The 24609-nt window shown below is 69.9% G+C and carries 28 protein-coding genes; 24 read left to right on the top strand and 4 right to left on the bottom strand.

The window, feature by feature from the left end; all coding sequences use genetic code 11:
- Nucleotides 1-1074, top strand: coding sequence for an amidohydrolase family protein (locus tag UG56_RS02635; protein ID WP_045550881.1), 1074 nt, complete (start codon nt 1-3; stop codon nt 1072-1074).
- On the opposite strand, the gene UG56_RS02630 is transcribed toward UG56_RS02635, so the two are convergent.
- Nucleotides 1065-1952 (bottom strand): VanW family protein, encoded by an 888-nt coding sequence (locus tag UG56_RS02630; protein ID WP_052694012.1) that lies wholly within the window; start codon nt 1950-1952, stop codon nt 1065-1067. The two genes, UG56_RS02635 and UG56_RS02630, sit on opposite strands and share 10 nt — an antisense overlap.
- A 211-nt stretch (nt 1953-2163) precedes the next feature.
- Between UG56_RS02630 and rpsP the strand changes: the two genes are divergently transcribed.
- From rpsP to UG56_RS02605, 5 genes are all read left to right on the top strand, one after another.
- Nucleotides 2164-2631 carry a 30S ribosomal protein S16 gene (gene rpsP / locus UG56_RS02625; protein WP_045550882.1) on the top strand — a complete coding sequence of 156 codons (468 nt, stop codon included), beginning with the start codon at nt 2164-2166 and terminating at the stop codon, nt 2629-2631.
- 5 nt (nt 2632-2636) lie between these two features.
- Complete coding sequence (locus UG56_RS02620) at nt 2637-2879, top strand: RNA-binding protein (protein WP_008363327.1); 243 nt, start codon at nt 2637-2639, stop codon at nt 2877-2879.
- Between the two features lie 177 nt (nt 2880-3056).
- Entirely contained in the window at nt 3057-3626 is a 570-nt protein-coding gene (rimM, locus tag UG56_RS02615; RefSeq protein WP_218145109.1) for a ribosome maturation factor RimM, read from the top strand.
- Nucleotides 3623-4780 carry a tRNA (guanosine(37)-N1)-methyltransferase TrmD gene (gene trmD / locus UG56_RS02610; RefSeq protein WP_045550883.1) on the top strand — a complete coding sequence of 386 codons (1158 nt, stop codon included), beginning with the start codon at nt 3623-3625 and terminating at the stop codon, nt 4778-4780. Before rimM ends, trmD begins: the two co-directional genes overlap by 4 nt.
- 156 nt (nt 4781-4936) lie before the next feature.
- On the top strand, nt 4937-6196 hold the full coding sequence (locus tag UG56_RS02605) for an ammonium transporter (protein ID WP_045550884.1): 1260 nt from the start codon (nt 4937-4939) through the stop codon (nt 6194-6196).
- A 60-nt stretch (nt 6197-6256) separates the two neighbouring features.
- On the opposite strand, the gene UG56_RS02600 is transcribed toward UG56_RS02605, so the two are convergent.
- Nucleotides 6257-7468 carry a Fic family protein gene (locus UG56_RS02600; RefSeq protein WP_045550885.1) on the bottom strand — a complete coding sequence of 404 codons (1212 nt, stop codon included), beginning with the start codon at nt 7466-7468 and terminating at the stop codon, nt 6257-6259.
- A gap of 265 nt (nt 7469-7733) precedes the next feature.
- On the opposite strand from UG56_RS02600, the gene rplS reads away from it, so the two are divergent.
- The 8 genes from rplS (at nt 7734) to UG56_RS02560 (ending at nt 14407) form a co-directional block, all read left to right on the top strand.
- Nucleotides 7734-8084, top strand: a complete 351-nt coding sequence (gene rplS / locus UG56_RS02595) for a 50S ribosomal protein L19 (RefSeq protein WP_045550886.1) — start codon at nt 7734-7736, stop codon at nt 8082-8084.
- Between the two features lie 77 nt (nt 8085-8161).
- Nucleotides 8162-9076, top strand: a complete 915-nt coding sequence (gene lepB, locus UG56_RS02590) for a signal peptidase I (RefSeq protein ID WP_045550887.1) — start codon at nt 8162-8164, stop codon at nt 9074-9076.
- Nucleotides 9073-9765: a ribonuclease HII gene (locus UG56_RS02585; protein ID WP_045550888.1), complete on the top strand. Its 693-nt coding sequence runs from the start codon at nt 9073-9075 to the stop codon at nt 9763-9765. The genes lepB and UG56_RS02585 overlap by 4 nt, the downstream gene beginning before the upstream one ends.
- A gap of 83 nt (nt 9766-9848) precedes the next feature.
- Nucleotides 9849-10157, top strand: a complete 309-nt coding sequence (locus UG56_RS02580) for a DUF2469 domain-containing protein (protein WP_045550889.1) — start codon at nt 9849-9851, stop codon at nt 10155-10157.
- A gap of 140 nt (nt 10158-10297) precedes the next feature.
- Nucleotides 10298-10663 (top strand): YraN family protein, encoded by a 366-nt coding sequence (locus UG56_RS02575; protein ID WP_045550892.1) that lies wholly within the window; start codon nt 10298-10300, stop codon nt 10661-10663.
- On the top strand, nt 10663-12246 hold the full coding sequence (locus tag UG56_RS02570; protein ID WP_071326837.1) for a YifB family Mg chelatase-like AAA ATPase: 1584 nt from the start codon (nt 10663-10665) through the stop codon (nt 12244-12246). The genes UG56_RS02575 and UG56_RS02570 overlap by 1 nt, the downstream gene beginning before the upstream one ends.
- Entirely contained in the window at nt 12243-13415 is a 1173-nt protein-coding gene (dprA, locus tag UG56_RS02565) for a DNA-processing protein DprA (protein ID WP_045549300.1), read from the top strand. Before UG56_RS02570 ends, dprA begins: the two co-directional genes overlap by 4 nt.
- A gap of 29 nt (nt 13416-13444) precedes the next feature.
- On the top strand, nt 13445-14407 hold the full coding sequence (locus UG56_RS02560) for a tyrosine recombinase XerC (RefSeq protein ID WP_045549301.1): 963 nt from the start codon (nt 13445-13447) through the stop codon (nt 14405-14407).
- A 63-nt stretch (nt 14408-14470) separates the two neighbouring features.
- On the opposite strand, the gene UG56_RS02555 is transcribed toward UG56_RS02560, so the two are convergent.
- Nucleotides 14471-15097 (bottom strand): peptidoglycan DD-metalloendopeptidase family protein, encoded by a 627-nt coding sequence (locus tag UG56_RS02555; protein WP_045549302.1) that lies wholly within the window; start codon nt 15095-15097, stop codon nt 14471-14473.
- 419 nt (nt 15098-15516) lie between these two features.
- On the opposite strand from UG56_RS02555, the gene rpsB reads away from it, so the two are divergent.
- The 8 genes from rpsB (at nt 15517) to rlmN (ending at nt 22051) form a co-directional block, all read left to right on the top strand.
- Entirely contained in the window at nt 15517-16392 is an 876-nt protein-coding gene (gene rpsB, locus UG56_RS02550; RefSeq protein ID WP_045549303.1) for a 30S ribosomal protein S2, read from the top strand.
- A 48-nt stretch (nt 16393-16440) separates the two neighbouring features.
- Nucleotides 16441-17250, top strand: coding sequence for a translation elongation factor Ts (gene tsf / locus UG56_RS02545; protein WP_008363301.1), 810 nt, complete (start codon nt 16441-16443; stop codon nt 17248-17250).
- Nucleotides 17251-17417: 167 nt separating this feature from the next.
- Nucleotides 17418-18131 (top strand): UMP kinase, encoded by a 714-nt coding sequence (gene pyrH / locus UG56_RS02540; protein ID WP_045549304.1) that lies wholly within the window; start codon nt 17418-17420, stop codon nt 18129-18131.
- Between the two features lie 63 nt (nt 18132-18194).
- Nucleotides 18195-18749: a ribosome recycling factor gene (frr, locus tag UG56_RS02535; protein WP_218145114.1), complete on the top strand. Its 555-nt coding sequence runs from the start codon at nt 18195-18197 to the stop codon at nt 18747-18749.
- A gap of 158 nt (nt 18750-18907) precedes the next feature.
- Nucleotides 18908-19810 (top strand): phosphatidate cytidylyltransferase, encoded by a 903-nt coding sequence (locus UG56_RS02530; protein ID WP_045549306.1) that lies wholly within the window; start codon nt 18908-18910, stop codon nt 19808-19810.
- 14 nt (nt 19811-19824) lie between these two features.
- Nucleotides 19825-20328, top strand: a complete 504-nt coding sequence (locus tag UG56_RS02525; RefSeq protein WP_052693633.1) for a histidine phosphatase family protein — start codon at nt 19825-19827, stop codon at nt 20326-20328.
- A gap of 78 nt (nt 20329-20406) precedes the next feature.
- On the top strand, nt 20407-20805 hold the full coding sequence (locus UG56_RS02520; protein ID WP_045549307.1) for a hypothetical protein: 399 nt from the start codon (nt 20407-20409) through the stop codon (nt 20803-20805).
- A 121-nt stretch (nt 20806-20926) separates the two neighbouring features.
- Complete coding sequence (rlmN, locus tag UG56_RS02515; RefSeq protein WP_045549321.1) at nt 20927-22051, top strand: 23S rRNA (adenine(2503)-C(2))-methyltransferase RlmN; 1125 nt, start codon at nt 20927-20929, stop codon at nt 22049-22051.
- 24 nt (nt 22052-22075) lie between these two features.
- Here rlmN and UG56_RS02510 read toward each other — a convergent pair whose 3' ends face one another.
- Nucleotides 22076-22510, bottom strand: a complete 435-nt coding sequence (locus tag UG56_RS02510) for a hypothetical protein (RefSeq protein ID WP_045549308.1) — start codon at nt 22508-22510, stop codon at nt 22076-22078.
- A gap of 177 nt (nt 22511-22687) precedes the next feature.
- On the opposite strand from UG56_RS02510, the gene UG56_RS02505 reads away from it, so the two are divergent.
- Nucleotides 22688-23608 (top strand): ABC transporter permease, encoded by a 921-nt coding sequence (locus UG56_RS02505; RefSeq protein WP_045549309.1) that lies wholly within the window; start codon nt 22688-22690, stop codon nt 23606-23608.
- The gene (locus UG56_RS02500) at nt 23605-24585 is read left to right on the top strand and encodes an ABC transporter permease (protein ID WP_045549310.1); all 981 of its coding nucleotides are present in this window, start codon (nt 23605-23607) and stop codon (nt 24583-24585) included. The genes UG56_RS02505 and UG56_RS02500 overlap by 4 nt, the downstream gene beginning before the upstream one ends.
- Nucleotides 24586-24609 lie beyond the last annotated feature (24 nt).

The following is a 24609-nucleotide window of genomic DNA, read 5'->3' as shown; positions in this document are numbered from 1 at the left end:
ATGACTGCTCTGCGCTTCTCCGGCCCGGTCCTTCCCGATGGAGAGGTGCGAGACCTCTACGTCCTCGACGGCCGCATCACCTACGAGCGGCCGTCAGGGGCGGAGACCGGTGCGTCGGGCTGGATCGTCCCCGGTCTCGTCGACGCCCACTGCCACGTCGGGCTCGGGCCGGACGGCGCGGTCGACCAGGAGACCGCCGAGGCGCAGGCGATCGCCGACCGCGACGCCGGTGCCCTGCTCCTGCGCGATGCCGGTTCCGCCGCCGACACCCGCTGGGTCCAGTCGCGCGACGACCTGCCTCGGCTGATCCGCGCCGGCCGCCACATCGGGCGTACGAAGCGCTACATGCGCAACTACGCCGACGAGGTCGAGCCGGAGGGCCTGGCCGAGGCCGTCGAGCGGCAGGCCCGCGCCGGGGACGGCTGGGTCAAGCTCGTCGGCGACTGGATCGACCGGGCAGAGGGCGACCTGAAGCCGTCCTTCCCGGCCGAGTCGTTCGCCGAGGCGATCAAGGTGGCCCACGACAACGACGCGCGCGTCACCGCCCACTGCTTCGGCCACGAGGTCCTGCCCGGGCTGATCGAGGCCGGGATCGACTGCATCGAGCACGGCACCGGGCTGAGCCCCGATCTCGTCGAGGCGATGGCCGAGCAGGGGACCGCACTGGTCCCCACCGTCGCCCAGCTCGAGATCTTCCCCGATCTGGCTGCCGCCGCGGCGCCCAAGTTCCCGACGTACGCCGCCACCATGGAGGACCTCTACGCGCGCCGTCGCGAGACGATCATGAGCGCCTACGAGGCGGGGGTCGCTCTCTACGCGGGCTCCGACGGCGCGGGCGACCAGCTGCACGGCGTACTCCCGACCGAGGTCCTCGCCATGCACCGCCTCGGCCTCCCCGCCGACGTCGTCCTCGGCGCCGCCTCCTGGCGCGCCCGGGAGTGGCTCGGCCACAACCCCGGCCTCGCCGAGGGCGATCCCGCCGACTTCGTCGTCTACGACACCAACCCGCTCGAGGACCTCACCGTCCTGGCCCGGCCCGCTGCCGTCGTGCTCCGCGGGACCGTCTACTCCTGAGCGACGTCGCGGATCCGGTGCTCCTCGGGGAGGTACTTCACCAGGGCGCAGTTGCGCTTGACGCACTCCTCGGCGTACGCGGTCCCGGTGCGGGTGTCGATCAGGGTGCGCCAGATCTCGTTGCGGCGGTAGACCTCGCCGGAGGGGACGCGGAGGAACTCCTCGCCGCGGGCGTCCACGTGGTAGGAGACGCCGGTCGGGGTGTCGGCGCGGAGCTCGCCGCGCAGGTGCTTCTCGCCGACCCAGGTGCGCAGCTGGAAGGTGTGCGGGGTGTCGTTGCGTACGACCAGGTCGAGGTAGGGGTAGACGATCGAGCAGCCGACGCCCCAGGGGAGCACGCGACCGTTGTCGGGGAACGGGTCGAAGCTGTGCTCGGAGCGCTCCACGATCGTGAGCGGGGAGTGCAGGAACATCCAGTGCAGCAGGTTGGCCAGCTGACAGATCCCGCCGCCGACGCCCGGGGTCGCCTCGCCGTTGGACAGGCGCATGCCCTCGACGTAGCCCTTGCGGGCGGTGCAGTCGCCGACCACCTTGTTGAAGCTGAAGGTCTCGCCGGGCCGGATCACGATCCCGTCCGTCTCCGCGGCCGCGAGCCGCAGATTGATGATCTTGTTGTGCTGCAGCCACATCTCTGCCTCGCCGAGCTGGCGCAGCAGGAGCGAACCGTGCTGCTTGACGCGCACCGGCAGGTTCTCCTCCGAACGGGTGGCCGCCCAGGTGGTGGAGGAGAGCAGCCAGTCCAGGTGGCGTCGCTCGCGGTGGACGAGGCGGGCGAGGGGAAGCAGCGAGGGGTGGCGCTTGCTCAGCGGCGTACGCCGGGCCGCGATCGCGAGCACGTCGTGCTCGGCCGGCCTGGGAGCGGGTGCGGTGATCGTCATGACTCGTGAGACGCCCCACCGGGCGGGGCGGTTGCGCGCTGCGTACGGGAATTTCTTCCCGACCTGCAGGTCTGGCAAACTGGAGCGCGTGTCCTGTGCGCAGGGACCCTCTCACCCGGCGCTCAGTGCCCGCCGAAGTTGCCTGACGGGTGTCCCCACACCGACACGGGCCTCTTCACCCATATTCGATTCCGAAGGAATACCACCAACAGTGGCTGTCAAGATCCGCTTGAAGCGCCTGGGCAAGATCCGGGTTCCGCAGTACCGCATCGTCATCGTCGACTCGCGCAAGAAGCGCGACGGCGCTGTCATCGAGGAGATCGGTCTCTACCGTCCCAAGGAGGAGCCGAGCTTCATCCAGGTCGACTCCGAGCGCGCCCAGTACTGGCTCGGCGTCGGCGCCCAGCCGACCCCGGCTCTCGAGGCGATCCTCAAGGTGACCGGCGACTGGCAGAAGTTCAAGGGCCTCCCGGGTGCCGAGGGCACCCTCAAGGTCGCCGCGCCGAAGCCCGACAAGCTGGAGCTCTTCAACAAGGCTCTCGCCGAGGCGCACGCCTCCGCCGGTGCCGAGGCCGTCACCAAGAAGTCCGCCAAGAAGGCTGAGGAGCCGAAGGCCGAGGAGGCTCCGGCTGAGGAGCCCAAGGCCGAGGAGACCCCGGCCGCTGAGGCCGAGGCCTGAGCAGCATGCTCGCCGAAGCTCTCGAGCACCTCGTCCGAGGAGTCGTCGACAACCCGGACGAGGTGAGCGTGCGCGACAAGCAGCTCCGTCGCGGCTCCGTTCTCGAGGTCCGGGTCCACCCCGACGACCTCGGCAAGGTGATCGGCCGCGGTGGCCGCACCGCCACCGCGTTCCGCACGGTCATCTCCGCGCTGGCCGGCAAGGGCGGCGCGCGGATCGACTTCGTCGACGTCGACGGCGGTCGCTGAGCACCGGCTGCACCAGCTCATCACGGGCGTCACTCCTTCGGGGGTGGCGCCCGTTGGTTTACCCGGTTAACCGGGTATTCCTGCACTTCTCTGGCAATGCAACGCCGGAGAAGTGCAGGGATCACCGGTGAACCGGTGATTCCTACCCCGCACCCCACACCCCCTAATCTCACTCCTGTGGAGTTGATCGAGGTGCTGGTCGGACGGATCGGCAAGCCGCACGGGATCCGGGGGTTCGTGACGGTCGAGGTGCGCACCGACGAGCCCGACCGGCGGTTCGCCGAGGGAACGGTGCTGCGGACGCAGCCGCCGAAGGGCTCGGCGTACGCCGCCAAGCAGCTGACCGTGGAGGGCGCCCGGTGGCACGGCCAGGTGCTCCAGGTCGCCTTCGAGGAGATCACCGACCGCAACGAGGCCGAGGCGGCCCGCGGGACGCTGCTCTTCGCCGACGTCCCGGCCGAGGAGACGCCCGAGGACCCCGACGAGTACTACGACCATCAGCTCATCGGCCTCACCGCCTTCGACGAGGAGGGCCGCGAGCTCGGCACGGTGAAGGCGCTGGTCCACGGTGGTGCGCAGGACCTGCTGACGATCCGTACCCCTGACCGGCGCGACGCGCTGGTGCCGTTCGTGAAGGCGCTGGTGCCCGTCGTCGACCTCGCCGAGAAGAAGGTCGTCATCGCCGACCGGCCGGGCCTCGTGACGCCCTTCCCCGAGAGCACCGAGGACGAGGACGCGGCGAAGTGAGGCTCGACTACCTCACCATCTTTCCCGACTATCTCGCGCCGCTGCGGCTGAGCCTGCCGGGCAAGGCGATCGAGTCGGGGCTGCTGGACCTGCACGTCCACGACCTCCGAGCCTGGGCGCACGACAAGCACCGCACCGTCGACGACACCCCCTACGGCGGTGGTGCCGGGATGGTGATGAAGCCCGAGCCGTTCGGCGAGGCCTTCGACGAGCTGGCGATCGACGGCGCGACCGTGATCGTGACGACGCCGAGCGGCGAGCCGTTCACCCAGGCCCTGGCCCGAGAGCTGTCGACCCGGACCCGGCTGGTCTTCCTGCTCGGCCGCTACGAGGGCATCGACCAGCGCGTGCTCGACCACGCCGCGACCCGCGCCGAGGTCCGCGAGGTCTCGCTGGGCGACTACGTGCTCAACGGGGGAGAGGTCGCCGCGATGGCGATCACCGAGGCCGTCGTACGCCTGCTCCCCGGGTTCATGGGCAACGCCGACTCGCTGGTGGAGGAGTCCCACGAGGACGGCCTGCTGGAGTACCCGGTCTACACCAAGCCGGCCTCCTGGCGTGACCTCGAGGTCCCGAAGGTGCTGCTCAGCGGCGACCACAAGCGCATCGCCGAGTGGCGCCACCAGCAGGCTGTGGAGAGGACCTCCGTACGCCGCCCCGACCTGCTCCACGCCTCCCAGGCCGCCACGGAGTGGGAGATCGTGCCCGCCGTACGCTCCGACGTGCCCGAGCTGCACACGCTGCAGCTCGCCTGCTGGGTGCAGGAGATGCACGACAACCCCGGCGTCCCGATCCCGCCGCTGCACGAGTCGCTCGACGACACGGTGCGAGCTCTGGAGACCCACGACGTCTACGTCGTCCGTTCCGCCGGGCGGCTGGTCGGCTCGGTCCGTGCCCGGCTCGTGGGCGACGTGTGGGAGATCGGTCGTCTGATGACCGCCCCGGACATGCAGGGCCGCGGCCTCGGACGGCAGCTGCTGGACCACATCCAGGCGGTCGCCCCGGCCGGCACCCGGACCTACCAGCTCTTCACCGGTGCGAAGAGCGAGCGCAACCAGCGGATCTACAAGAAGGCCGGGTTCCGGCTGCGCCGCGATCTCGAGGCCCCGCCAGGCGCCGTCATCCTGACGAAGACACACGCTCACCGTCGGTAACGGTTCGGCAACCGCCAACTCTGTTACTTTTCTGTAACACGAGGCATCTGTCTCTGAAACGAAGCGTCGCAACGATGCCGGGCAATGCGTACGACGAGCGATGTGGCTCGCGTGGCGTCACAGCCCCATCCCGAGACTCAATCAATGAGGCACTGAATGTCTGTCGAACTTGCATGGCAACTCCTGTGCGCGGCCCTGGTCATCTTCATGACCCCCGGCCTCGCGTTCTTCTACGGCGGTCTGGTCAAGGCCAAGTCCGTCGTGTCGATGATGATGCTGAGCTTCGGCTCGATCGCCGTCGTCACGATCCTCTACGTCCTCTACGGCGGCACCGGTATCGCCGGCAACGGCACCAGCGGTGGCAGCAAGCTTTTCGGTAACCCGTTCGAGGACTTCGGGATGGTGAGCCTCGCCTCCGGGGCTGCCGGCGAGAAGACCGCCAACCTCTTCGGTGGTCACGCGTTCCTGGTCGCGTTCTGCATCATCACCGTCGCGCTGGTCTCCGGTGCGGTGGCCGACCGTGCCCGCTTCTGGCCGTGGATGATCTTCGCCGCGTTCTTCTCCACCTTCGTCGTCTTCCCGACCTTCCGCTGGATCTGGGGCATCGACGCGGACGGCAACTTCTACGGCTGGCTCGCCAACAACGTCTACGGCCTCGGCGCCGCGCTCGACTGGGCCGGCGGTACGGTCATCCACCAGTCCGCCGGTGCGGCGGCCCTGGCTCTGGCGCTCGTCGTCGGGCAGCGCAAGGTGGGCTTCTCCAAGGAGGAGACGGTCGCTCACAACGTACCGCTGGTGCTGATCGGCGCCGCGATCCTGTGGTTCGGCTGGTTCGGCTTCAACACCGGTGTCTTCGGTGCGGGTGAGGGCCAGACCTCGATGATCTTCCTGAACACGCTGCTCGCCCCGGCCGCGGCCATGATCGGCTGGCTCATCGTCGAGCAGTTCAAGGACGGCAAGCCGACTGCTGTCGGCGCCGCCTCCGGCATCGTCACCGGTCTGGTCGCCATCACCCCGGCCTGTGCCTTCCTCACCCCGGTCTGGGCGCTCGTGCTCGGCCTGTTCGCCGGCGCGGTCTGCGCGCTCGCGATCGAGCTGAAGTTCAAGCTCGGCTTCGACGACACCCTCGACGTGGTCGGTATCCACCTCGTCGGCGGTTTCATCGGCTGCCTCTGGGTCGGTGTCTTCGGTGCGGCGGACCTCGTCGGCCGCGACACCGTCATCGACGGGTTCGGCTTCACCCAGCTCGGCGCTCAGCTGCTCTCCTCGCTCACCGTCATCGTGTTCTCGTTCGTGGTCGCCTTCATCATCGGCCTCGCGATCGAGAAGACCATCGGTTTCCGCGCCAAGGAGGAGGACGAGGTCGCCGGTATCGACACCGTCCTCCACGAGCCGGGCTACTCCGAGCTCGGCTGATCTGCTCGCATCCTCCACGAGGCCCGTCCCGGTTCGCCGGGGCGGGCCTCGTGGCGTACGTCAGCGGGGTCCGTACGGAAGCTGACGGGCCTGGTGCTGGATGCGGGCGCTGAGGTCCTCGACCTCGGCCAGTACGGCCGGGGCGACCCACACGGGGGAGCGGCGGGTGCGCTTGATGCGGGTGAGGACACCGGCCCGTTCCAGCCCCTCGATCGTCCCGGGGACGTCCTCGAGCCCGAGCGACGTGGTGACGAGCTCGACGTTGAGGATGGGCTCCTCGGTGAGGAAGTCGAGGAGACGGTACGCAGCAGACCCGGGCCGCGGGCCGCCGGCCGCCTCGCCCCAGCCCTGCCGGATGCTCTCCAGCGTCTCGGCCGTCTTCCAGGACTCGGTCGTGGCGATGGTCGTCGAGGCGGCGAGCATCGCGATGATCGTGGCCGCGGTGCCGGCCCGGTAGTCGTTGAGAGCCGCGAAGTAGCGGTCACGGTGGGCGACGAGCGCCGAGGCGATGGGGACGGTCAGGTGACGCGAGGCGCGACGCCGGCGCAGCACGGCGTGGATGAGCGCCCGGCCGATGCGGCCGTTGCCGTCGATGAAGGGGTGGATCGACTCGAACTGGGCGTGCACGATCGCCGCCTGCGCGATGGGGGAGAGGTCGTCGCGGTTCGCGAAGGAGACCAGGTCCTCGATGTAGTCGACGACGGTCTCCGGTGGCGGGGGCACGTGGAGGGTGTCACGGGGCGCGTAGTCGGAGCCGCCGACCCAGTTCTGCACGGTGCGGAACCTGCCGGCGGTGGCCGCCTCGTCGGGGTGACGCGCGAAGAGGTCCTGGTGTGCGCGCAGGATGGCGTCGGAGGTGATCTTGCGCGTCGAATCGGCGTCTCTGATCAGTCGTGCCATCGCCTTGGTCGCGGAGGCCATCGAGGTCGCCGAGGAGTTGGCGCCGATACCGAGCAGGGCGCGGCCGTAGTCGGCCAGGCTCGCCTCGACGTGCTCGATCTTGGAGGAGTCGATCGCCTCGGTGCGCAGCTGCAGGTGGTTGAGCCCGTCCAACGTCCGGCCGTGGACGAGGTCGAGGTGGCGGAGCGCGCCGGCGCTGGCGGTCGTCATCGCCGCCACCGGTCGCTCCAGCGCCAGGTCGAGATCGGCGATGTGCGGCGGCAGCGCCACCGTGACCTCACGGAGCAGCCGGTCCACGCGCGGACCGCGAGGGATCCGCTGCCGGTAGGGGCGCGTCACGTAGGTGTGCGGCGGCCAGTCGGTGTCGGTCACGGAGGAATCCTCGCACGGGGCCCGGAGGCGCTGCGTACGTCTCCGCGTCTCGATTCTCGGCGGTCCGCGGCGCTGTGGCAGACTTGTGGGCCGGTCCAGTCGGCCGAGGCACGCTCCGAAGAAGACACCCGGAGGTGTTGCGACGGGCTCCTGCCACAGGGGGAACCGTACGCCGCCGGCCACCGCGGCTGGACCACCGCCAAAGTCCGCCCTGACCAGGGCAATGATGACCGCGATCGGCCTGTGGCGAGCGTGAGGAGAAAAGATGAGCAACGTACTCGCTGAGGTCGGCAACGCCTCCAAGCGCGACGACCTGCCGGAGTTCCGCGCCGGTGACACCGTCAAGGTGCACGTCAAGGTCGTCGAGGGCAACCGGTCCCGCGTCCAGGTCTTCCAGGGCGTCGTGATCCGCGTCCACGGCTCCGGCATCGGCCGCACCTTCACCGTCCGCAAGGTCTCCTTCGGCGTGGGTGTCGAGCGCACCTTCCCGCTGCACTCCCCGATCTTCGAGCAGATCGAGATCGTCACCCGCGGTGACGTCCGTCGCGCGAAGCTCTACTACCTGCGCAACCTGCGCGGCAAGAAGGCGAAGATCAAGGAGCGCCGCGAGGCGTGAGCCTCGGAGGTCTGAGGGTTTCCTGAGCATTGCGAGTCGATGAGGCTCGTTGTGGAGGGAGTCTCTAGACTCACCGCGTGACTTCGAACGACCGCGATCCATCCGTCGGCGTCGGGCCCCAGGCCCGCTGGGACGGGCCCGACATGGGAGGATCGCGGTCGTTCTCGTCTTCTCCCCAGGCGCCGCGCTGGACCCCTGAGCAGCGTGGCCCGGGCGTCCCTGGCAACGGATCGGGACGTCATGAGGAGGAGCACAAGCCGCGGCTGTCGGCCTGGCAGGAGGGCATCGTCCTGGTCGTCCTGGCCGTGCTGGTCGCGGTCGTCGTCAAGGCCCTGTTCGTGCAGGCCTTCTACATCCCCTCGGAGTCGATGGAGCCGGGCCTGCAGGGCGGCCCGTCGGTGGCGACCGACGACCGGGTGCTGGTGGAGAAGCCGTCCTACTGGCTCGCCGGCACGCCGGAGCGCGGCGACGTCGTGGTCTTCTCCGACCCGGGTTCCTGGCTCGGTGTCGACGAGTCGGCTGGCCCGAGCAACATTCTCGGCAAGGGGCTGGCGATCATCGGGCTCTATCCCGAGGGCGGCCACCTGGTGAAGCGGGTCATCGGGGTCCCCGGCGACGTCATCGAGTGCTGCGACAAGCAGGGCCGGCTGATGGTCAACGGCGTCCCGATCGACGAGCCGTACGCCCGGCCGGCCGAGACGAAGTGCGGCCGTCCCAACAAGGAGGGCGAGTGCTTCGGGCCGATGCCCGGCACCCGTCACTGGGAGATCGGTCCGGTGCCCGACGGGTCGCTGTTCGTGATGGGCGACAACCGGGCCAACTCGGCCGACTCGACCGTGCACATGTGCACCGCCAACGAGACCGACTGCGCGCTGGTGCCGTGGGTGCCGGAGGACAACGTGGTCGGCAAGGTCGTCGCGCTCGGCTGGCCGCTGAGCCGGGCCAAGTGGATCCACCGGCCCGACAGCTTCGAGGGTGTGCCGTCACCATGAGCACGGCGCCCACCCTCCGGGTCGAGCGGTCCATGCTGCGCGACGGCGTCACCCATCTCGGTGCCGTCGACGAGGTGGGGCGGGGCGCTCTGTGCGGGCCGGTCTCCATCGGCATCGTGGTGATCTCCGCGGCGACGCGGACGGCACCCCAGGGCGTACGCGACTCGAAGCTGCTCACCCCTGAGGCCCGCGAGGCGCTCGCGCCGAAGGTGCGCCGGTGGGCCGTCGACTCCGCCGTCGGGCACGCCCTGGCCTCCGAGATCGACGAGGTCGGGATCATGGCCGCGATGCGGCTGGCCGGTCAGCGGGCGCTCGGCGCCCTGGACGTACGTCCTGACGCACTGCTGCTCGACGGCAACCACAACTACCTGACCCCGCCGGTGCAGGAGGGCCTCTTCGGTGAGGTCTCCGCGATGGTGGACGAGGTCGAGGTGCCGCCGGTGACAACGATGATCAAGGCCGACATGAAGTGCGCCGCCGTCGCCGCGGCGTCGATCCTGGCCAAGACCTCGCGCGACGCGCTGATGGTCGCGCTGCACGAGGAGTATCCCGACTACGCGTGGGCCGACAACAAGGGCTACTCCGCGCCCGCCCACATCGCCGCGCTCGAACGCCTCGGTCCCTCGGCATATCACCGCCGCTCGTGGAGTCTTCCCGGCACTTCGCCTGTCTTGGCCCTAGAGTCGTAGAACATGAGCGAGCGTCAGCGAGCGACCGTCGACCTCAGGCCGCCGCGTCCGTATTCTCTGCTTTCCTCGACGGAGGTGGCGGCATGAGCGCGGAGGATCTCGAGAAGTACGAGACCGAGATGGAGCTGACCCTCTACCGCGAGTATCGCGACGTGGTCGGCATCTTCAAGTACGTCGTCGAGACCGACCGTCGGTTCTATCTGTGCAACCAGGTCGATGTCCGGGCGCGTACGGACTCGGGCGACGTCTACTTCGAGGTGTCGATGAACGACGTCTGGGTGTGGGACATGTATCGGCCGGCCCGCTTCGCGAAGGCGGTCAAGGTGCTCACCTTCAAGGACGTCAACGTCGAGACGCTCAACCCGACCGACATCGACCAGCCGCTGGACTGACCGCCCTCAGCCCAGCGGGCCAGTTTCCGTCCACAGGGCGATCTCGATCCGGGGTTATCCCCAGGCGCCCCGGAACTCCCTCTGGTTGTCGGTGCTCGCGATGAGTCTGGACCTCGAAGCCGAATGGCAGGAGGTCCATGATGAGTTCAACGGCGCCGGCGCGGATCGCGCTGGGAAACTACGGCGAATCGGTCGCCGAGAGGCACCTGGTCGAGGCGGGCATGACCGTGCTCGATCGCAACTGGCGATGCCCGGACGGAGAGATCGACCTGGTCCTCCGGGAGGGCGACACCCTGGTCGTCTGCGAGGTGAAGACCCGCAGCCATGACGGCTGCGGCACTCCGCACGAGGCGGTCGACAAGACCAAGCTCGACCGGCTGAAGCGGTTGGCGATCGCCTGGCTGGAGCAGCACGACGTGCGAGCACCGGGGATCCGGATCGATCTCGTCGCGGTGATGCACGCGCCCCGCGGGTCGGCGCTGGTCGAGCACGTCAGGGGCCTGTGATGGGATACGCACGCACTCATGGCGTCGCGCTTCGCGGCGCGGTCGGCCACCTGGTCGACGTGCAGGCCGACGTCTCGCCCGGGCTGGTGGGGGTGACACTGGTCGGCCGCGCCGACAGCGTGCTGGCCGAGGGCCGCGACCGGGTGCGGATGGCGATCATCAACTCGGATCTCGAGTGGCCCGCGACCAAGCGGATCACGGTGCTGCTCTCGCCGGCCGACCTGCCGAAGGGCGGCTCGCACTACGACCTCGCGATGGCGTTGGCCATCCTCGCGGCGGGCGGCGAGATCGAGACCATCGGCCTGGAACGCACGGTCTTCATCGGCGAGCTCGCGCTCGACGGTGGACTGCGGCCGACCTCCGGCGTGCTCCCGATGGTGCTCGCCGCCTCCCACGCCGGGATCGCTCGGGTGGTGGTGCCGGAGCCGCAGGTCGCCGAGGCGCGGATGGTGCCCGGGATGGAGATCCTGGGGTTCCGGTCGCTGGGCCAGGTGGTCGCGGAGCTGCGCGGCGAGCCGGTGCCCGACGCGCCGCCGGTCGCGACCGGCACCGGCGGCAGCCTGCTCGGCTGGCGGGGCGACCGTCGCCTCGACGACATGGACATGTCCGACCTTCGCGGGATGCCCGAGACCCGCTACGCGGTCGAGGTCGCGGCCGCCGGTGGACACCACCTGCTGCTCAAGGGGCCGAAGGGCTGCGGGAAGACGTCGATCGCCGAGCGGATCCCGACGATCCTCCCCGACCTCTCGCGTGAGGAGTCGCTGGAGGTGATGGCGGTGCAGTCGCTGGCGGGCGTGCTGGACGTGGACCACGGGCTCCTGACCAGGCCGCCGTTCGCGGCTCCCCACCACGACGCCTCGAAGCCGGGCATCGTCGGTGGCGGCAGCGGACGGGTCCGCCCGGGCCAGGTCTCGCTGTCGCACGCCGGCGTCCTCTTCCTCGACGAGTTCCCGCTGTTCAAGAGCGACGTCATCGAGTGCCTGCGCGAGCCCCTGGAGAGCGGCGACATCACCGTGTCACGGGGAGAGGAGTCGGTGACGCTTCCGGCGCGGGCCCTCGTCGTGCTCGCCGCCAACCCGTGCCCGTGCGGCAACTACGACGCCTCGATCACCAAGGACGGCTGCATCTGCCGGTCCAACGAGCGCCAGGCCTACGAGCGCAAGGTCTCCGGACCGATCACCGACCGCATCGACATCACCCGCACGCTGCGACCGATGTCCGAGCAGAACCACGACCCGTGGGGCTCGGAGACCAGCGCCGACATCCGCGAGCGGGTCGCTGCGGCCAGGCGCCGCCAACAGGAGCGCTACGCCGACTTCGGGTGGCGGCTCAACGGCCAGGCCAGCGGGATCGCGCTGCGCGACCACTGGCCACTGCCGCCGTCGGCCGAGGCGCTCATCGACTCACGCATCTTCTCCGGTGCCCTGACCCGTCGTGGCGCGGTCCGGGTGCATCGCCTCGCCTGGACGGTGGCCGACCTCGCCGGTGTCGACTGGCCGGGCGTGGCCGAGACCGAGACGGCGCTCGCGTTGCGCAGCGGAGGCTCGCTCACGGTATCGGTCTTCGAGGGGAGGTCCGCATGACCACCGCGCCCGTCGCGCCCACGTTCACCGACCTCGAGCGCGAGCGCCTGGCCCGGATTGCGCTGACCCAGCTGATCGAGCCCGGCACCCCACTTCTCGACACCTGTCTGGTCGGATCCACCGCGACCGACGTCTATCGCCGCTTCGCGGAGGAGGACCCCGATCTCGGCGACGACGGGTTCGAAGCGAGGTCGCGGCTGGCCCAGATCCATCCCGACCGAGACCTGGAGCGGGCGACCAATGCCGGCTTCCGCTATGTCATCCCCGGCGACGAGGAGTGGCCCACCCAGGTCGAACGGCTCGCCGGGCTGGAGCCACTGCAACACCGCACCGGCACCCCGCTCGGACTGTGGGTGCGGGGACCGCTCCTGCTCAGCGACCTCGACCGCTCCGTCGCCATCGTCGGGTCCAGGGATGCGACGGCCTACGGCGCCGATGCCGCGGCGCGGATCGCCGCCGACCTGGCGGTCAACGACTTCGTGACCGTCTCCGGGGCTGCGGTCGGAATCGACGCGGCCGCACACCGGGGCGCACTCACCGGCCCGCCAGGGAGCACCGTCGCCGTGCTCGCGGGTGGCGTCGACGTTCCCTATCCACTGCGCAACCGGCGCCTGATCGACGCGATCGCCGAGAGCGGGGCGGTGATCTCGGAGATCGCTCCCGGCTTCCCGGTCACGCGCTATCGATTCCTCTCCCGCAACCGGATCATCGCCGCGCTCGCCCGGGGCACCGTGGTCGTCGAGGCGGCGGCGCGCAGCGGCTCCCTCAACACCTCCCACTGGGCCTACAGCATCAACACCCCGGTGATGGCGGTCCCGGGTCAGGTCGGAGCGATGACCTCGGTCGGCACCCACGATCTCGTCCGCCGGGGCAAGGGCGTCCTGGTGACGGACGGTCTCGACGTACGCGAGCTCGTCGGCGACATGGGGGAGGCCCTCCCGGTCGAGCCCCGAGGCCCCGTACGCCGCCGCGACTCGCTCACCTCCGTCGAGAAACAGGTCCTCGACGCGGTCCCGGTCAGCAGCCCCTCGTCGCAGCTCGACATCGCGAGGGCGGCGTGCCTGCACCCGAAGACAGCCGGCACCGCCTTGTCGCGGCTCGAGGCGCTCGGCCTCGCTGAGCGGTTCCCGGAGGGGTGGCAGCTGGCGCCGGGCGCGGCTCGCACCTGAGCCTCGAGTCACGACCTATCCTGGCTCGGGTGAGCGCTGATCCGGAGGCAGACGCGGAGGGCGGGTCCGCGGAGGCGGAGCTTCCCGAGCCCTACGCCGCCCTCCTCGGGGACTACGAACGACACCTCAGCGCCGAGCGCGGCCTCTCCGACCACACGGTCCGGGCCTACCTGGGCGACATCCGCAGCCTGCTCGACCACGCCGGCCGGATGGGCCGCACCGAGCCCGAGGCCATCGACCTGCGCACGCTGCGCAGCTGGCTGGCCAAGCAGCAGACCACCGGCCACTCGCGTACGACTCTGGCCCGGAGGGCGACCGCCGCCCGGGTCTTCTGCGGATGGCTGGTCCGGACCGGTCGGGCACAGGTTGACGCCGGCGCCGCGCTCGGGTCGCCGAAGGCCCACCGCACGCTCCCGCCCGTACTGCGCCCCGACGAGGTCGAGTCCCTCATCGCCGCCGCGATCGCCGCCGCCGAGGACGGCACACCGGTCGGCATGCGCGACATCGCCGTGCTGGAGATGCTCTACGCCACCGGCGCCCGCGTCGGCGAGCTCGTCGGCCTCGACCTGGACGACGTCGACTACGAACGCCGGGTCGTCCGGGTGTTCGGCAAGGGACGCAAGGAACGGATGGTGCCCTTCGGCGGCCCCGCGGCGCGCGCACTCGACCGCTGGGTCGTCCGTGGCCGTCCCCAGCTGCTGACCGAGTCCTCCGGTCCGGCCCTGTTCCTCGGTGCCCGGGGCGGCCGGCTCGACCAGCGCGCCGTACGCACCCTCGTCCACCGCCGCCTCGCCGACGTCCCCGGCGCCCCCGATCTCGGCCCTCACGGACTGCGCCACAGCACCGCGACCCACCTCCTCGAGGGCGGCGCCGACCTCCGCTCGGTCCAGGAGCTCCTCGGCCACGCCAGTCTGGCCACCACCCAGATCTACACCCACGTCAGCAGCGACCGACTCCGCAAGGCGTACCGCCAGGCCCACCCCCGCGCCTGACCCGTCGAGGCGTCGCCCCGGTCGGTCGAGGCGTCACCCCGGGCGCGCTCGTTGGTGAGCGGCCTAGCCGACCGGTTCACCTCGCCAGAGGGGGAGGAGCCGGACCGGCCGCGGCTCGTCGACGAGGAGCAGCGGGTCGAGATAGACGTCGTCCGCGTTGCGGATCCAGCCCCAGTGCAGGCAGGCGGCGGGGAAGCAGTGGGAGCCGGCGACGCCGAGCCTGCCCAGCGGCGCACCGGCCGCCACCGGGTCGCCGACGGCCACGGTCGCCACCACCGGCTCGTAGGTGGTCCGGGTGGCTCCATGGTCGATGCTCACCACCGGCTTGCCGGCGATCATGCCGGCGAACGCGACCTTTCCCGCCATCGCGGTGCGAACGACGGCTCCCAGCGAACCGGCCAGGTCCACGCCACGATGACCCGCTCCCCAGGGGGCATCCGGCGCGTCGAAGCGGCGCACGACCTCCGGCTGAGGCGCCAACGGCCATTCGCCCTGCGGGACCTCCTCGTCAGCCGCGACGACCGGACTCGGACCCTCGTCGTGACCCACGGCCCCACCCAGCGAGGCGCCGGACGGCGCCACCTCGGCACGTGGCGTTCCGAAGGCTGGGCCTGATGGGGCCACGAGGACGACGAGGAACAGGGCCGCGACGAGGGCGCGGGCCCGGTCGGAGAGGCGATACGAGGTCATGGCGAGCAGACAACCCCGGATCAGGGAGCCGCACAACGAGCTTCGTACGTCCTGTGGATAACCGCGTCCCGAGATACCCCTGTGGACACCGATCGGCCCGAGAAGACGCCAGCCACGGCGGATTGGCCCGCGACCCCCGTCGGCGGCTAGTCTTGGACCGGCAGCCCCCTGTGGGCTGACTTCGCACGCCAGCAGACCGCGACGGTGCCTCGCTCCGAGACGCCGGTCGCCCGCGGGCGCGGCCCTCAGTCCGGAGCATCCGCTCAGGTCGGACCGCGTGCAGGCGTCAGGGCCCATCACACCGATGGGCGCGAAACTGAAAACCGACCGGCTCGCGCCGCACCCGCCCGACCTCGAGAAAAGCAAGGTCGAGCCACCAGCGGTGCAAACGCGGGCCACCACCTAGGAGAAAAAACATCATGGCAGTCGTGACCATGCGCCAGCTCCTCGAGAGCGGCGTCCACTTCGGACACCAGACCCGTCGCTGGAACCCGAAGATGAAGCGGTTCATCCTCACCGACCGCAACGGCATCTACATCATCGACCTGCAGCAGTCGCTGGCCTACATCGACCGCAGCTACGCCTTCATCAAGGAGACCGTGGCCAAGGGCGGCACGATCATGTTCGTGGGCACCAAGAAGCAGGCCCAGGAGGCCATCGCCGAGCAGGCGACCCGCGTCGGGATGCCCTACGTCAACCAGCGCTGGCTGGGCGGCATGCTCACCAACTTCCAGACCGTGCACCAGCGGATCAACCGCCTCAAGGAGCTCGACGAGATCAACTTCGACGACGTCGCCGGCTCGGGTCGCACGAAGAAGGAGCTCCTGCAGATGAAGCGGGAGCGCGACAAGCTCGAGAAGACCCTGGGCGGCATCCGCGAGATGGGTCGCACCCCGTCCGCCGTCTGGATCGTCGACACCAAGAAGGAGCACCTCGCTGTCGAGGAGGCTCGCAAGCTCCGGATCCCGATCGTCGGCATCCTGGACACCAACTGCGACCCCGACGAGGTCGACTTCCCGATCCCGGGCAACGACGACGCCATCCGCGCGGTCGGCCTGCTGACCCGCGTGGTCGCCGACGCCGTCGCCGAGGGCCTCATCGCCCGCTCCGGTGGCAAGACCGAGGGCACCGAGGGTGCGACCGCCGAGGAGCCGCTGGCCGAGTGGGAGCGCGAGCTCCTGGCGACCCCGGCCGCCGAGGAGGCCAAGGCCGAGGAGACCCCCGCCGCCGAGGCGACCGAGGCTCCGGCCGAGGAGACCCCCGCCGAGACCCCTGAGGCCCCGGCCGAGGCCTGAGCCTCACGTCCACCCAAGAGCCACTTAACAAGTCAGAGGAAGACACACATGGCTTACACCGCTGCCGACGTCAAGAAGCTCCGTGAGCTGACCCAGGCCGGCATGATGGACTGCAAGAAGGCGCTCGACGAGGCTGACGGCAACTTCGACAAGGCTGTCGAGATCCTTCGCGTCAAGGGCACGGCCAAGGCCGCCGCCCGCGCCGCGGAGCGCACCACCTCGGCCGGCCTCGTCGCCGCCTCGGGCAACGCGCTGGTCAGCCTCCTCTCGGAGACCGACTTCGTCGCCAAGAACGAGGGCTTCGTCGCCGCTGCCCAGCAGATCGCCGACGCCGCCAACGCCAACAAGATCAACGACCTCGAGGCCCTCAAGGCCGTCTCGCTCGGCGACAAGACCGTCGGCGAGACCGTCGAGGAGCTCGCCCGCACCATCGGCGAGAAGATCGAGCTCGGCCAGGTCGCCTACTTCGAGGGTGAGACCACGGTCTACCTGCACAAGAAGGCCTCCGACCTGCCGCCGAGCCTCGGCGTCCTGGTCGCCTACGAGGGCGACGAGGCGGCCGCCAAGCAGGCCGCCCAGCAGGCTGCCGCGCTCAAGGCGCAGTACCTGACCTCCGACGAGGTCCCGGCCGACGTGGTCGAGGCCGAGAAGGACGTCCTCACCAAGAAGACGCTCGAGGAGGGCAAGCCCGAGGCTGCCGTCGCCAAGATCGTCGAGGGTCGGATCAAGGCGTTCTTCAAGGAGATCGTCCTGCTCGACCAGGAGTCGGTCTTCGAGTCGAAGAAGTCCGTCAAGCAGGTCCTCGACGCCGCCAACACGCAGGTGAAGCAGTTCGCCCGCTTCGACGTCGGCGCCTGAACCGAGCCTGATCCCCGCGCCGTGAGGCGTGATCAGTTAGGTTAAGCAGCAACGTACGACGAAAGGGCCGGTCCGATGAACCGAATGGTGATCATCGGACCGGCCCTTTCGCACGCCACCCCCACCTGCACCACCCCGCACGACGTCGCCCGAGGAAAGGCCACGGCATGACCCGCTACCAGCGCATCCTGATCAAGCTGTCCGGAGAGAACTTCGGCGGTGGCGAGGTCGGCGTCGACCCCATCGTGGTCGCCTCGATCGCCAAGGAGATCGCGGCTGTCGCCGCCTCCGGCGTCCAGGTCGCGATCGTCGTCGGCGGCGGCAACTTCTTCCGCGGCTCCGAGCTCCAGCAGGCCGGCATGGACCGGTCCCGCGCCGACTACATGGGCATGCTCGGCACCGTGATGAACTGCCTCGCGCTGCAGGACTTCCTCGAGAAGGAAGGCGTCGACACCCGCGTGCAGACCGCCATCACGATGGGCCAGGTCGCCGAGCCCTACATCCCGCGCAAGGCCATGCGCCACCTCGAGAAGGGCCGGGTCGTGATCTTCGGGGCCGGCTCCGGCATGCCCTACTTCTCCACCGACACCGTCGCCGCCCAGCGTGCCCTCGAGGTCCACGCCGAGGTGGTCCTGATGGCCAAGAACGGCGTCGACGGGGTCTACACCGCCGACCCGAAGAAGGACCCGACGGCGACGAAGTACGATGAGCTCACCTTCGGCGAGGCGCTGCAGAAGCAGCTCAAGATCGCCGATGCCACCGCGTTCGCCCTCTGCATGGAGAACAAGATGCCGATCGTGGTCTACGGCGCGGAGGACGAGGGGGCGGTCTACCGGATCGTCCAGGGTGAGAAGATCGGTACGCTCGTCACCGCTGGCTGAGCGGCACGAGCCCACACGCCACCCACACCTACACAACTTACGAGCGCACAGGAGCATCCGGTGATCAACGACATCCTCAACGAGGCCGACAGCAAGATGGTGAAGTCGGTGGACTCCACGCGTGAGGACTTCGCCACCATCCGTGCCGGCCGAGCCACCCCGCAGATGTTCAACAAGATCCTGGTCGACTACTACGGCACCCCGACGCCGATCCAGCAGCTCGCCTCGTTCACCAGCCCCGAGCCGCGGATCATCAACATCGCCCCGTTCGACATCGGCGCGATGGCCAACGTCGAGAAGGCGATCCGTGACTCCGACCTCGGCGTCAACCCGTCCAACGACGGCAAGATCCTGCGCGCGGTCTTCCCCGAGCTCACCGAGGAGCGCCGCAAGGAATACATCAAGCTCGCCAAGGAGAAGGCCGAGCAGGGCCGCGTCTCGGTGCGCCAGGTGCGTCAGAAGGCGAAGCAGAGCCTGGAGAAGCTGGAGAAGGACGGCGAGGCCAGCAAGGACGACATCACCGGTGCCGAGAAGCGCCTCGACAGCCTCACCAAGAAGCACACCGACGCGATCGACGATCTGCTGAAGTCCAAGGAAGCCGAGCTGCTCGAGGTCTGAGCCTGTGACCCTGCGACGAAGCCGCAGGGTCACCACGCGAAGAGATCGAGCGAGCGCACGCCTGAGCTTGCGAAGGCGTGACCGCGTGTCGAGATCCAGCAAGTGACACAGTCGCGCGAGCGAGCCACGCGGGGTCGAGACCAGAAAAGGACCTGAGCATGAAGGAATCCGTTGTGAGCCAGACGCCGCCGTCGCCGTCAGCTTCCGAGCCGCCGAAGAAGGACTACGGACGCGCCGGCCGCAACCTGCCTGCCGCGATCGGCTCCGCCGTCGTCCTGCTGGTCGCCATCGCGTTCAGCCTGATGTTCGTGAAGACGGCGTTCATGCTGATCGTCGTCGGCTGTGTCGTCGCCGCGACCTGGGAGCTCCACCGCGGCCTGATGGCCAAGGACATGGACGTCCCCGAGCAGCCGCTGATGATCGGCGGCACGGTGATGGTCCTGGTGGCCTACTTCCTCGGCTCCGACGCGCTGGTGACGGCCACCGCGGTCACTGCTCTGGTCATCATGCTGTGGGTGCTCCGCCGAGGGGTCGACGGCTACGTACGTACGTCGGCGGCATCGGTGCTCACCCTGTTCTACCTGCCGTTCCTGGGTTCGTTCGTCGCCCTCATGCTCCGCGAGGGCGGCGGCTGGACCTCGGGCGGCATCTCCGACGACGGCGTACGCGGCATCATCGTCTGGGTCCTGCTGACGATCATGTCCGACATCGGGGGCTACGTCGCCGGCGTCCTCTTCGGCAAGCACCCGATGGCGCCGGTGATCTCCCCGAAGAAGTCGTGGGAGGGCTTCATCGGTTCGGTGGTCTTCACCGTCGCCACCGGCGTCGGCCTGGTCGTCTGGCTCCTCGACGGACCCTGGTGGGTCGGTGTCGCCCTCGGCGTCGTCGCCTGCGTGATGGCCGTCCTGGGCGACCTGGTGGAGTCGGTCATCAAGCGCGACCTCGGCATCAAGGACATGAGCCAGATCATCCCCGGCCACGGCGGCCTGATGGACCGCCTCGACTCGCTCCTGGCGACCGTCGCCCCGGTCTGGCTGATCCTCCACTACGCGGTTTTCTGAGGGCGCGTCCTCTGATGCTCCACCTCGTACGCCACGGCCGACCCCTCCAGGTCCGCGGCGTCGCCGCGGATCGCTGGGAGCTCGACCCGGCCGGGTTCGACGAGGTCTGGGCGCTGCGTGACCGGCTCCCGGCCGGCGCGGCGTGGTACTCATCGCCCGAGCCCAAGGCACAGCAGACCGCCCAGCTGCTCACCGACGGCGACGTCGGCGTGGTCGACGATCTCCGCGAGCACCGCCGCGGCGAGGCGTGGGTCGACGATTTCGACGCCACGGTCGAGCGCGCCTTCGCGGAGCCGACGGTGCCTGCGTACGACGGCTGGGAGCCGCTCGAGGAGTGCCGTGCCCGCGTGACGAAGGCGGTCTCCGGCATCCTGTCGGCCCACGCCGGCGAGGATGTCGTGCTGATCGGCCACGGCACCGCCTGGACGGTCCTGGCGAGCGAGCTGACCGGCACACCCCCGGATCTGGCCCGGTGGCGAGCGCTCGGCCTCCCGGACGTGATCACCGTCGATGCCTGATCGCCGCGATCCGGCCCAGTTTCCTGCGGCAGCGATTCTTTACCAAGTGATACCGGTGGTGGGCGTTACGGTTGAAGGGTGACCCAGCGTCCCGCGGACCTCGACGTGGACCCCGATCCAGACGTCGAGGCAGATCACGGCCCGGAGGGGGAGTCCTCGGGGTCCGGTGGACTGTGGGCGTGGCTGCACGACTCGCACCCGACCGTGGCAGCCCTGGTCGGGTTCTACATCGGCCTGGCGTACGCGATCCTGGTGCCCGGCACCTGGGGCGCTCTGCTGACGTGGGTCGTCGGGCAGGAGCGGGCCGAGCAGCTGTTCCCGTGGGTGGCGCTGACGTTGCTCGTGCCGTTGGCCATGCTCGTCCCGCGCAAGACCCGCCGTCTGGCCCAGTTCGTCTGGCTGGGGATCATCCTGACCGTGCTGGTGGTCGTCGGCGTCGGGGCGCTGGTGTTCTGGATCCTGCTCGAGACGGGCTGACCAGCCAGGCCGGATCGAGGTTTCGCCGTACGCCGCACGCCGGTGGGACACTGGAGGGGTGACCGAGCCCGACCCCGCGACCGACGTAGCCCCGCACAGCCCCGAGGCCGAGGCAGCCGCGATGGAGGGGCGCCGCCTGCCTCTGGTGATGGCGCCGCCCAAGGGTCGCGGGAAGCCGCCGCGCCACCTGGCCGACCTCGACCTGGCCGGCCGTCAGGACGCGGCCAAGGAGGCCGGGCTGCCCGGATTCCGGGCCAAGCAGCTCTCGGTGCACTACTTCGAGCGGCTGGTCGACGACCCGGCCAAGATGACGGACCTCCCGGCGAACCAGCGCGAGGAGCTCGTCAACACGTTCCTGCCCGACCTGATGACGCCGATCCGTCAGCAGGAGGCCGACAAGGGCACCACCCGCAAGACGCTGTGGAAGCTCTTCGACGGTGCCCTGGTCGAGTCCGTGCTGATGCGCTACACCGACCGCGCCACGGTCTGCATCTCCTCCCAGGCCGGCTGTGGCATGGCCTGCCCGTTCTGCGCCACCGGCCAGGGCGGTCTCGAGCGCAACATGTCGACCGCCGAGATCGTCCACCAGGTCGTCGTCGCGGCCCGGCAGATGGCCAGCGGCGAGATCCCCGGTGGCCCGGGCCGTCTCTCCAACGTGGTCTTCATGGGCATGGGGGAGCCGATGGCCAACTACAAGGCGCTGATGGGCGCCGTACGCCGCCTCACCTCGCCCGCCCCCGAAGGCCTGGGCCTCTCCGCCCGCCACGTGACCGTCTCCACCGTCGGTCTCGTGCCGAGGATCAAGCAGCTCACCGAGGAGGGCATCCCGGTCACCCTCGCCCTCTCGCTGCACGCACCCGACGACGAGCTGCGCAACGAGCTGGTCCCGATCAACACCCGCTTCTCGGTCGCCGAGACCGTCGAGGCCGCCTGGAACTACGCCCGCGTGACCAAGCGCCGCGTCTCCATCGAGTACGCCATGATGCGCGGCATCAACGACCAGGCCTGGCGCGCCGACCTGCTCGCCGACGTCCTGAACGGCTACGGCGACTGGGGCTGGGTCCACGTGAACCTGATCCCGCTCAACCCGACCCCCGGCTCGAAGTGGACCGCCTCCGACCCGGCCGACGAGCGTGAGTTCGTACGCCGCCTCGAGGCCAAGGGCATCTCCACGACAGTCCGCGACACCCGTGGCCGCGAGATCGACGGCGCCTGCGGCCAGCTCGCCGCTCAGTCGGTGTCCTAGCCGCAGGCGACACGACCGGCCGGCTCAGGCCCCTGGCTCGGGCCGGCGCTCGTGGCCGCGCCGGCCCTGGGTGCGTCGGGCGTCCTTCAGCTCCGACTCGTAGAGGTGTCGCTTGCCCCCGACGAGAGCGTCGCGAGCCTCTTTCTCCAGCCGCTTGAAGGTGGCGTAGTAGCCGTCGTCGTACTCCTCGACGATCTGGAACGTCCACCTGCCTTCGAGGACGTTGCGTCCGACGAGCTCGCGCTCGAACGTGTCCGCCAGCTCGGTGTGGCCGGCCTCGCGCAGCTGCTGGACGCCCTTGCCGAGGGTGAGGTCGGCGGTGCCGGTGATGCGATGCATCGCGTACAGATGACCGCGGGCGATCTCGATCGCCTCGAGCGCCTCGCTGATGGTGCCGAGCGCCTCGACGGTGAGGTCGTCGACGCCTTCAGGCCGGATGTGCTCCTCATCGGTGGTCATGCCGTGATCGTGGCAAGCCGAGCGGGCAGACGGCAACCCGGAGGCCGCCGGGCAGCCTGGCGGCCCTGACGCCCGGAGGGACCCCGGGAATACCCCCGTACGCTCTTAGTGTATAAACCCGATGTACTTAATAACTCTGAGCAAGAAGGCGGTTCGGGCGCTTCGCCCCGATGATCCATGGCGGTACTCGACCCCCACCACCTCCAGGCAACGACGGGCGCCTGGCGTCAGCTCCGCGGCGACCGATGGGCACTCATGGGTGCGGCGCTCGTGGCCGGCTTCGTGCTCCTGGCGGTCCTCGCGCCGCTGCTGACGGCGCTGAGCCACACCGATCCCTACACCTACGACATCGAGGCGCTCGACGCCGCCGGCGTGCCGATGGGGATGTTCGGCGGGGTGAGCGGAGCCCACTGGCTCGGCGTCGAGCCCCAGACCGGCCGGGACCTGTTCGCGATCCTCGTCTACGGGGCCCGTACGTCGCTGCTCGTCGGCCTCGGTGCGACCGCCGTCTCGGTCGTGGCGGGCACCGTGGTCGGGGTCGTCGCGGGCTACACCGGCGGGTTCGCCGACATGCTGCTCTCGCGCTTCACCGACCTCATGCTCGCCTTCCCGTCGCTGATCTTCATGATCGCGCTCGGCGCGATCGTCCCGAGCTCCTTCCCGAAGGCGCTCTTCATCGTGCTGGTCATCGGAGCCTTCGGGTGGCCGTCGGTGGCGCGGGTGGTGCGCGGGCTGACGCTCACGCTCCGCACGCGGGACTTCGTGCTGGCCGCCCGCGCGATCGGCGCACCGACGAGCAGGATCCTCCGCGCCGAGATCTGGCCCAACCTCGCCTCCTCGGTCACGGTGCTCGCCACGATGGCGGTGCCCGGCGCGATCACGGCCGAGGCCGCGCTCTCCTTCCTCGGGATCGGCGTGACGCCGCCGACACCGTCGTGGGGACGTACGATCGCCAACGCGGTCAGCTGGATCCAGGTCGATCCCTGGTATCTCCTCGCGCCGGGGGCAGCACTCTTCCTGCTCACGCTCGGGTTCAACATGCTGGGCGACGGGCTGCGCGACGCGTACGACCCGCGGGTCTCCGGGAGCCGGGGATGATCAGGTTCCTCGTGCTCCGCACCGCGGGGATCATCGGCGTCCTGCTCGCGGTCACGGCCGCGACGTACGTCATCTTCTACGTCTTCCCGGCCGACCCTGCGCGGATGGCCTGCGGCAAGCCGTGCACGCCCGAGAGCCTGGCGCAGGCGCGGGAGTTCCTCGGTGTCGACCAGCCGCTGTGGGTGCAGTACCTGGAATTCCTGAAGGGGCTTGTCGCGGGACGGACCTTCGGCGATGGCGGCGGCGCGATCGTGTGCGCGGCGCCCTGCCTGGGCTACTCCGTCCAGCACCACCAGCCGGTGACGACGCTGATCGCGCAGACCTTCCCGGTGACCGTCTCGATCGCCGCCGGCGCCGCGGTGCTGTGGCTCCTGACCGGCGTCGCGGCGGGCACGGTGAGCGCGCTCAGGCGAGGCCGGCTGCCCGACCGGGCGGTGATGACCACGGCGATGGTCGGTGTCTCGATGCCGTCCTACCTGGTCGGCCTGTTGGCGATCCTGTTCTTCGGGTTCACCCTCGACGTGGTCCCGGTGGGCAGCTACGTGCCGCTCACCGAGAACCCCGTCGACTGGGCGTTCCACCTGATCACCCCCTGGTGCGTGCTCGCGCTGCTCAACGCCGCGATCTACGCCCGGCTGACCCGCAGCCAGCTGTTGGAGACGCTCGGCGAGGACTTCGTCCGCACCGCTCGCGCCAAGGGCCTGCGCGAGCGGACCGTGGTCGTCAGGCACGCGCTCCGCACCGCGCTGGTGCCGGTCGTGACCGTTTTCGGTCTCGACCTCGGCGCCCTGCTCGGCGGTGCGGTGATCACCGAGCGGGTCTTCTCGATGTACGGCCTCGGCGCGCTGCTGATCGATGCCGTCGGCCACACCGATCTGCCGGTCATCACCGGCGTCACCATCCTCGCCGCCGCCTTCGTGGTGGTCGCGAACCTCGTCGTCGACCTGGCCTACCGGGCCCTCGATCCACGGGTCTGACGGCGATCCCGAGATACGGGGCCC

It is taken from the genome of Nocardioides luteus (assembly GCF_000960475.2).
Taxonomy (GTDB): domain Bacteria; phylum Actinomycetota; class Actinomycetes; order Propionibacteriales; family Nocardioidaceae; genus Nocardioides; species Nocardioides luteus_A.
This window is presented reverse-complemented; position numbering and strand designations above follow the sequence as displayed.

What these genes read in the sequence shown, in the direction of transcription:
- UG56_RS02555 (WP_045549302.1), bottom strand. Translation starts at nt 15,097, where the DNA reads ATGACCTCGTATCGCCTCTCCGACCGGGCCCGCGCCCTCGTCGCGGCC.
- rlmN (WP_045549321.1), top strand. Translation starts at nt 20,927, where the DNA reads ATGGAGGGGCGCCGCCTGCCTCTGGTGATGGCGCCGCCCAAGGGTCGC.
- UG56_RS02605 (WP_045550884.1), top strand. Translation starts at nt 4,937, where the DNA reads ATGTCTGTCGAACTTGCATGGCAACTCCTGTGCGCGGCCCTGGTCATC.
- UG56_RS02570 (WP_071326837.1), top strand. Translation starts at nt 10,663, where the DNA reads ATGGGATACGCACGCACTCATGGCGTCGCGCTTCGCGGCGCGGTCGGC.
- UG56_RS02620 (WP_008363327.1), top strand. Translation starts at nt 2,637, where the DNA reads ATGCTCGCCGAAGCTCTCGAGCACCTCGTCCGAGGAGTCGTCGACAAC.
- UG56_RS02530 (WP_045549306.1), top strand. Translation starts at nt 18,908, where the DNA reads ATGAAGGAATCCGTTGTGAGCCAGACGCCGCCGTCGCCGTCAGCTTCC.
- UG56_RS02635 (WP_045550881.1), top strand. Translation starts at nt 1, where the DNA reads ATGACTGCTCTGCGCTTCTCCGGCCCGGTCCTTCCCGATGGAGAGGTG.
- pyrH (WP_045549304.1), top strand. Translation starts at nt 17,418, where the DNA reads ATGACCCGCTACCAGCGCATCCTGATCAAGCTGTCCGGAGAGAACTTC.
- UG56_RS02525 (WP_052693633.1), top strand. Translation starts at nt 19,825, where the DNA reads ATGCTCCACCTCGTACGCCACGGCCGACCCCTCCAGGTCCGCGGCGTC.
- UG56_RS02510 (WP_045549308.1), bottom strand. Translation starts at nt 22,510, where the DNA reads ATGACCACCGATGAGGAGCACATCCGGCCTGAAGGCGTCGACGACCTC.
- UG56_RS02580 (WP_045550889.1), top strand. Translation starts at nt 9,849, where the DNA reads ATGAGCGCGGAGGATCTCGAGAAGTACGAGACCGAGATGGAGCTGACC.
- UG56_RS02585 (WP_045550888.1), top strand. Translation starts at nt 9,073, where the DNA reads ATGAGCACGGCGCCCACCCTCCGGGTCGAGCGGTCCATGCTGCGCGAC.
- tsf (WP_008363301.1), top strand. Translation starts at nt 16,441, where the DNA reads ATGGCTTACACCGCTGCCGACGTCAAGAAGCTCCGTGAGCTGACCCAG.
- UG56_RS02505 (WP_045549309.1), top strand. Translation starts at nt 22,688, where the DNA reads ATGGCGGTACTCGACCCCCACCACCTCCAGGCAACGACGGGCGCCTGG.
- rplS (WP_045550886.1), top strand. Translation starts at nt 7,734, where the DNA reads ATGAGCAACGTACTCGCTGAGGTCGGCAACGCCTCCAAGCGCGACGAC.
- UG56_RS02500 (WP_045549310.1), top strand. Translation starts at nt 23,605, where the DNA reads ATGATCAGGTTCCTCGTGCTCCGCACCGCGGGGATCATCGGCGTCCTG.
- rpsB (WP_045549303.1), top strand. Translation starts at nt 15,517, where the DNA reads ATGGCAGTCGTGACCATGCGCCAGCTCCTCGAGAGCGGCGTCCACTTC.
- UG56_RS02630 (WP_052694012.1), bottom strand. Translation starts at nt 1,952, where the DNA reads ATGACGATCACCGCACCCGCTCCCAGGCCGGCCGAGCACGACGTGCTC.
- dprA (WP_045549300.1), top strand. Translation starts at nt 12,243, where the DNA reads ATGACCACCGCGCCCGTCGCGCCCACGTTCACCGACCTCGAGCGCGAG.
- UG56_RS02575 (WP_045550892.1), top strand. Translation starts at nt 10,298, where the DNA reads ATGAGTTCAACGGCGCCGGCGCGGATCGCGCTGGGAAACTACGGCGAA.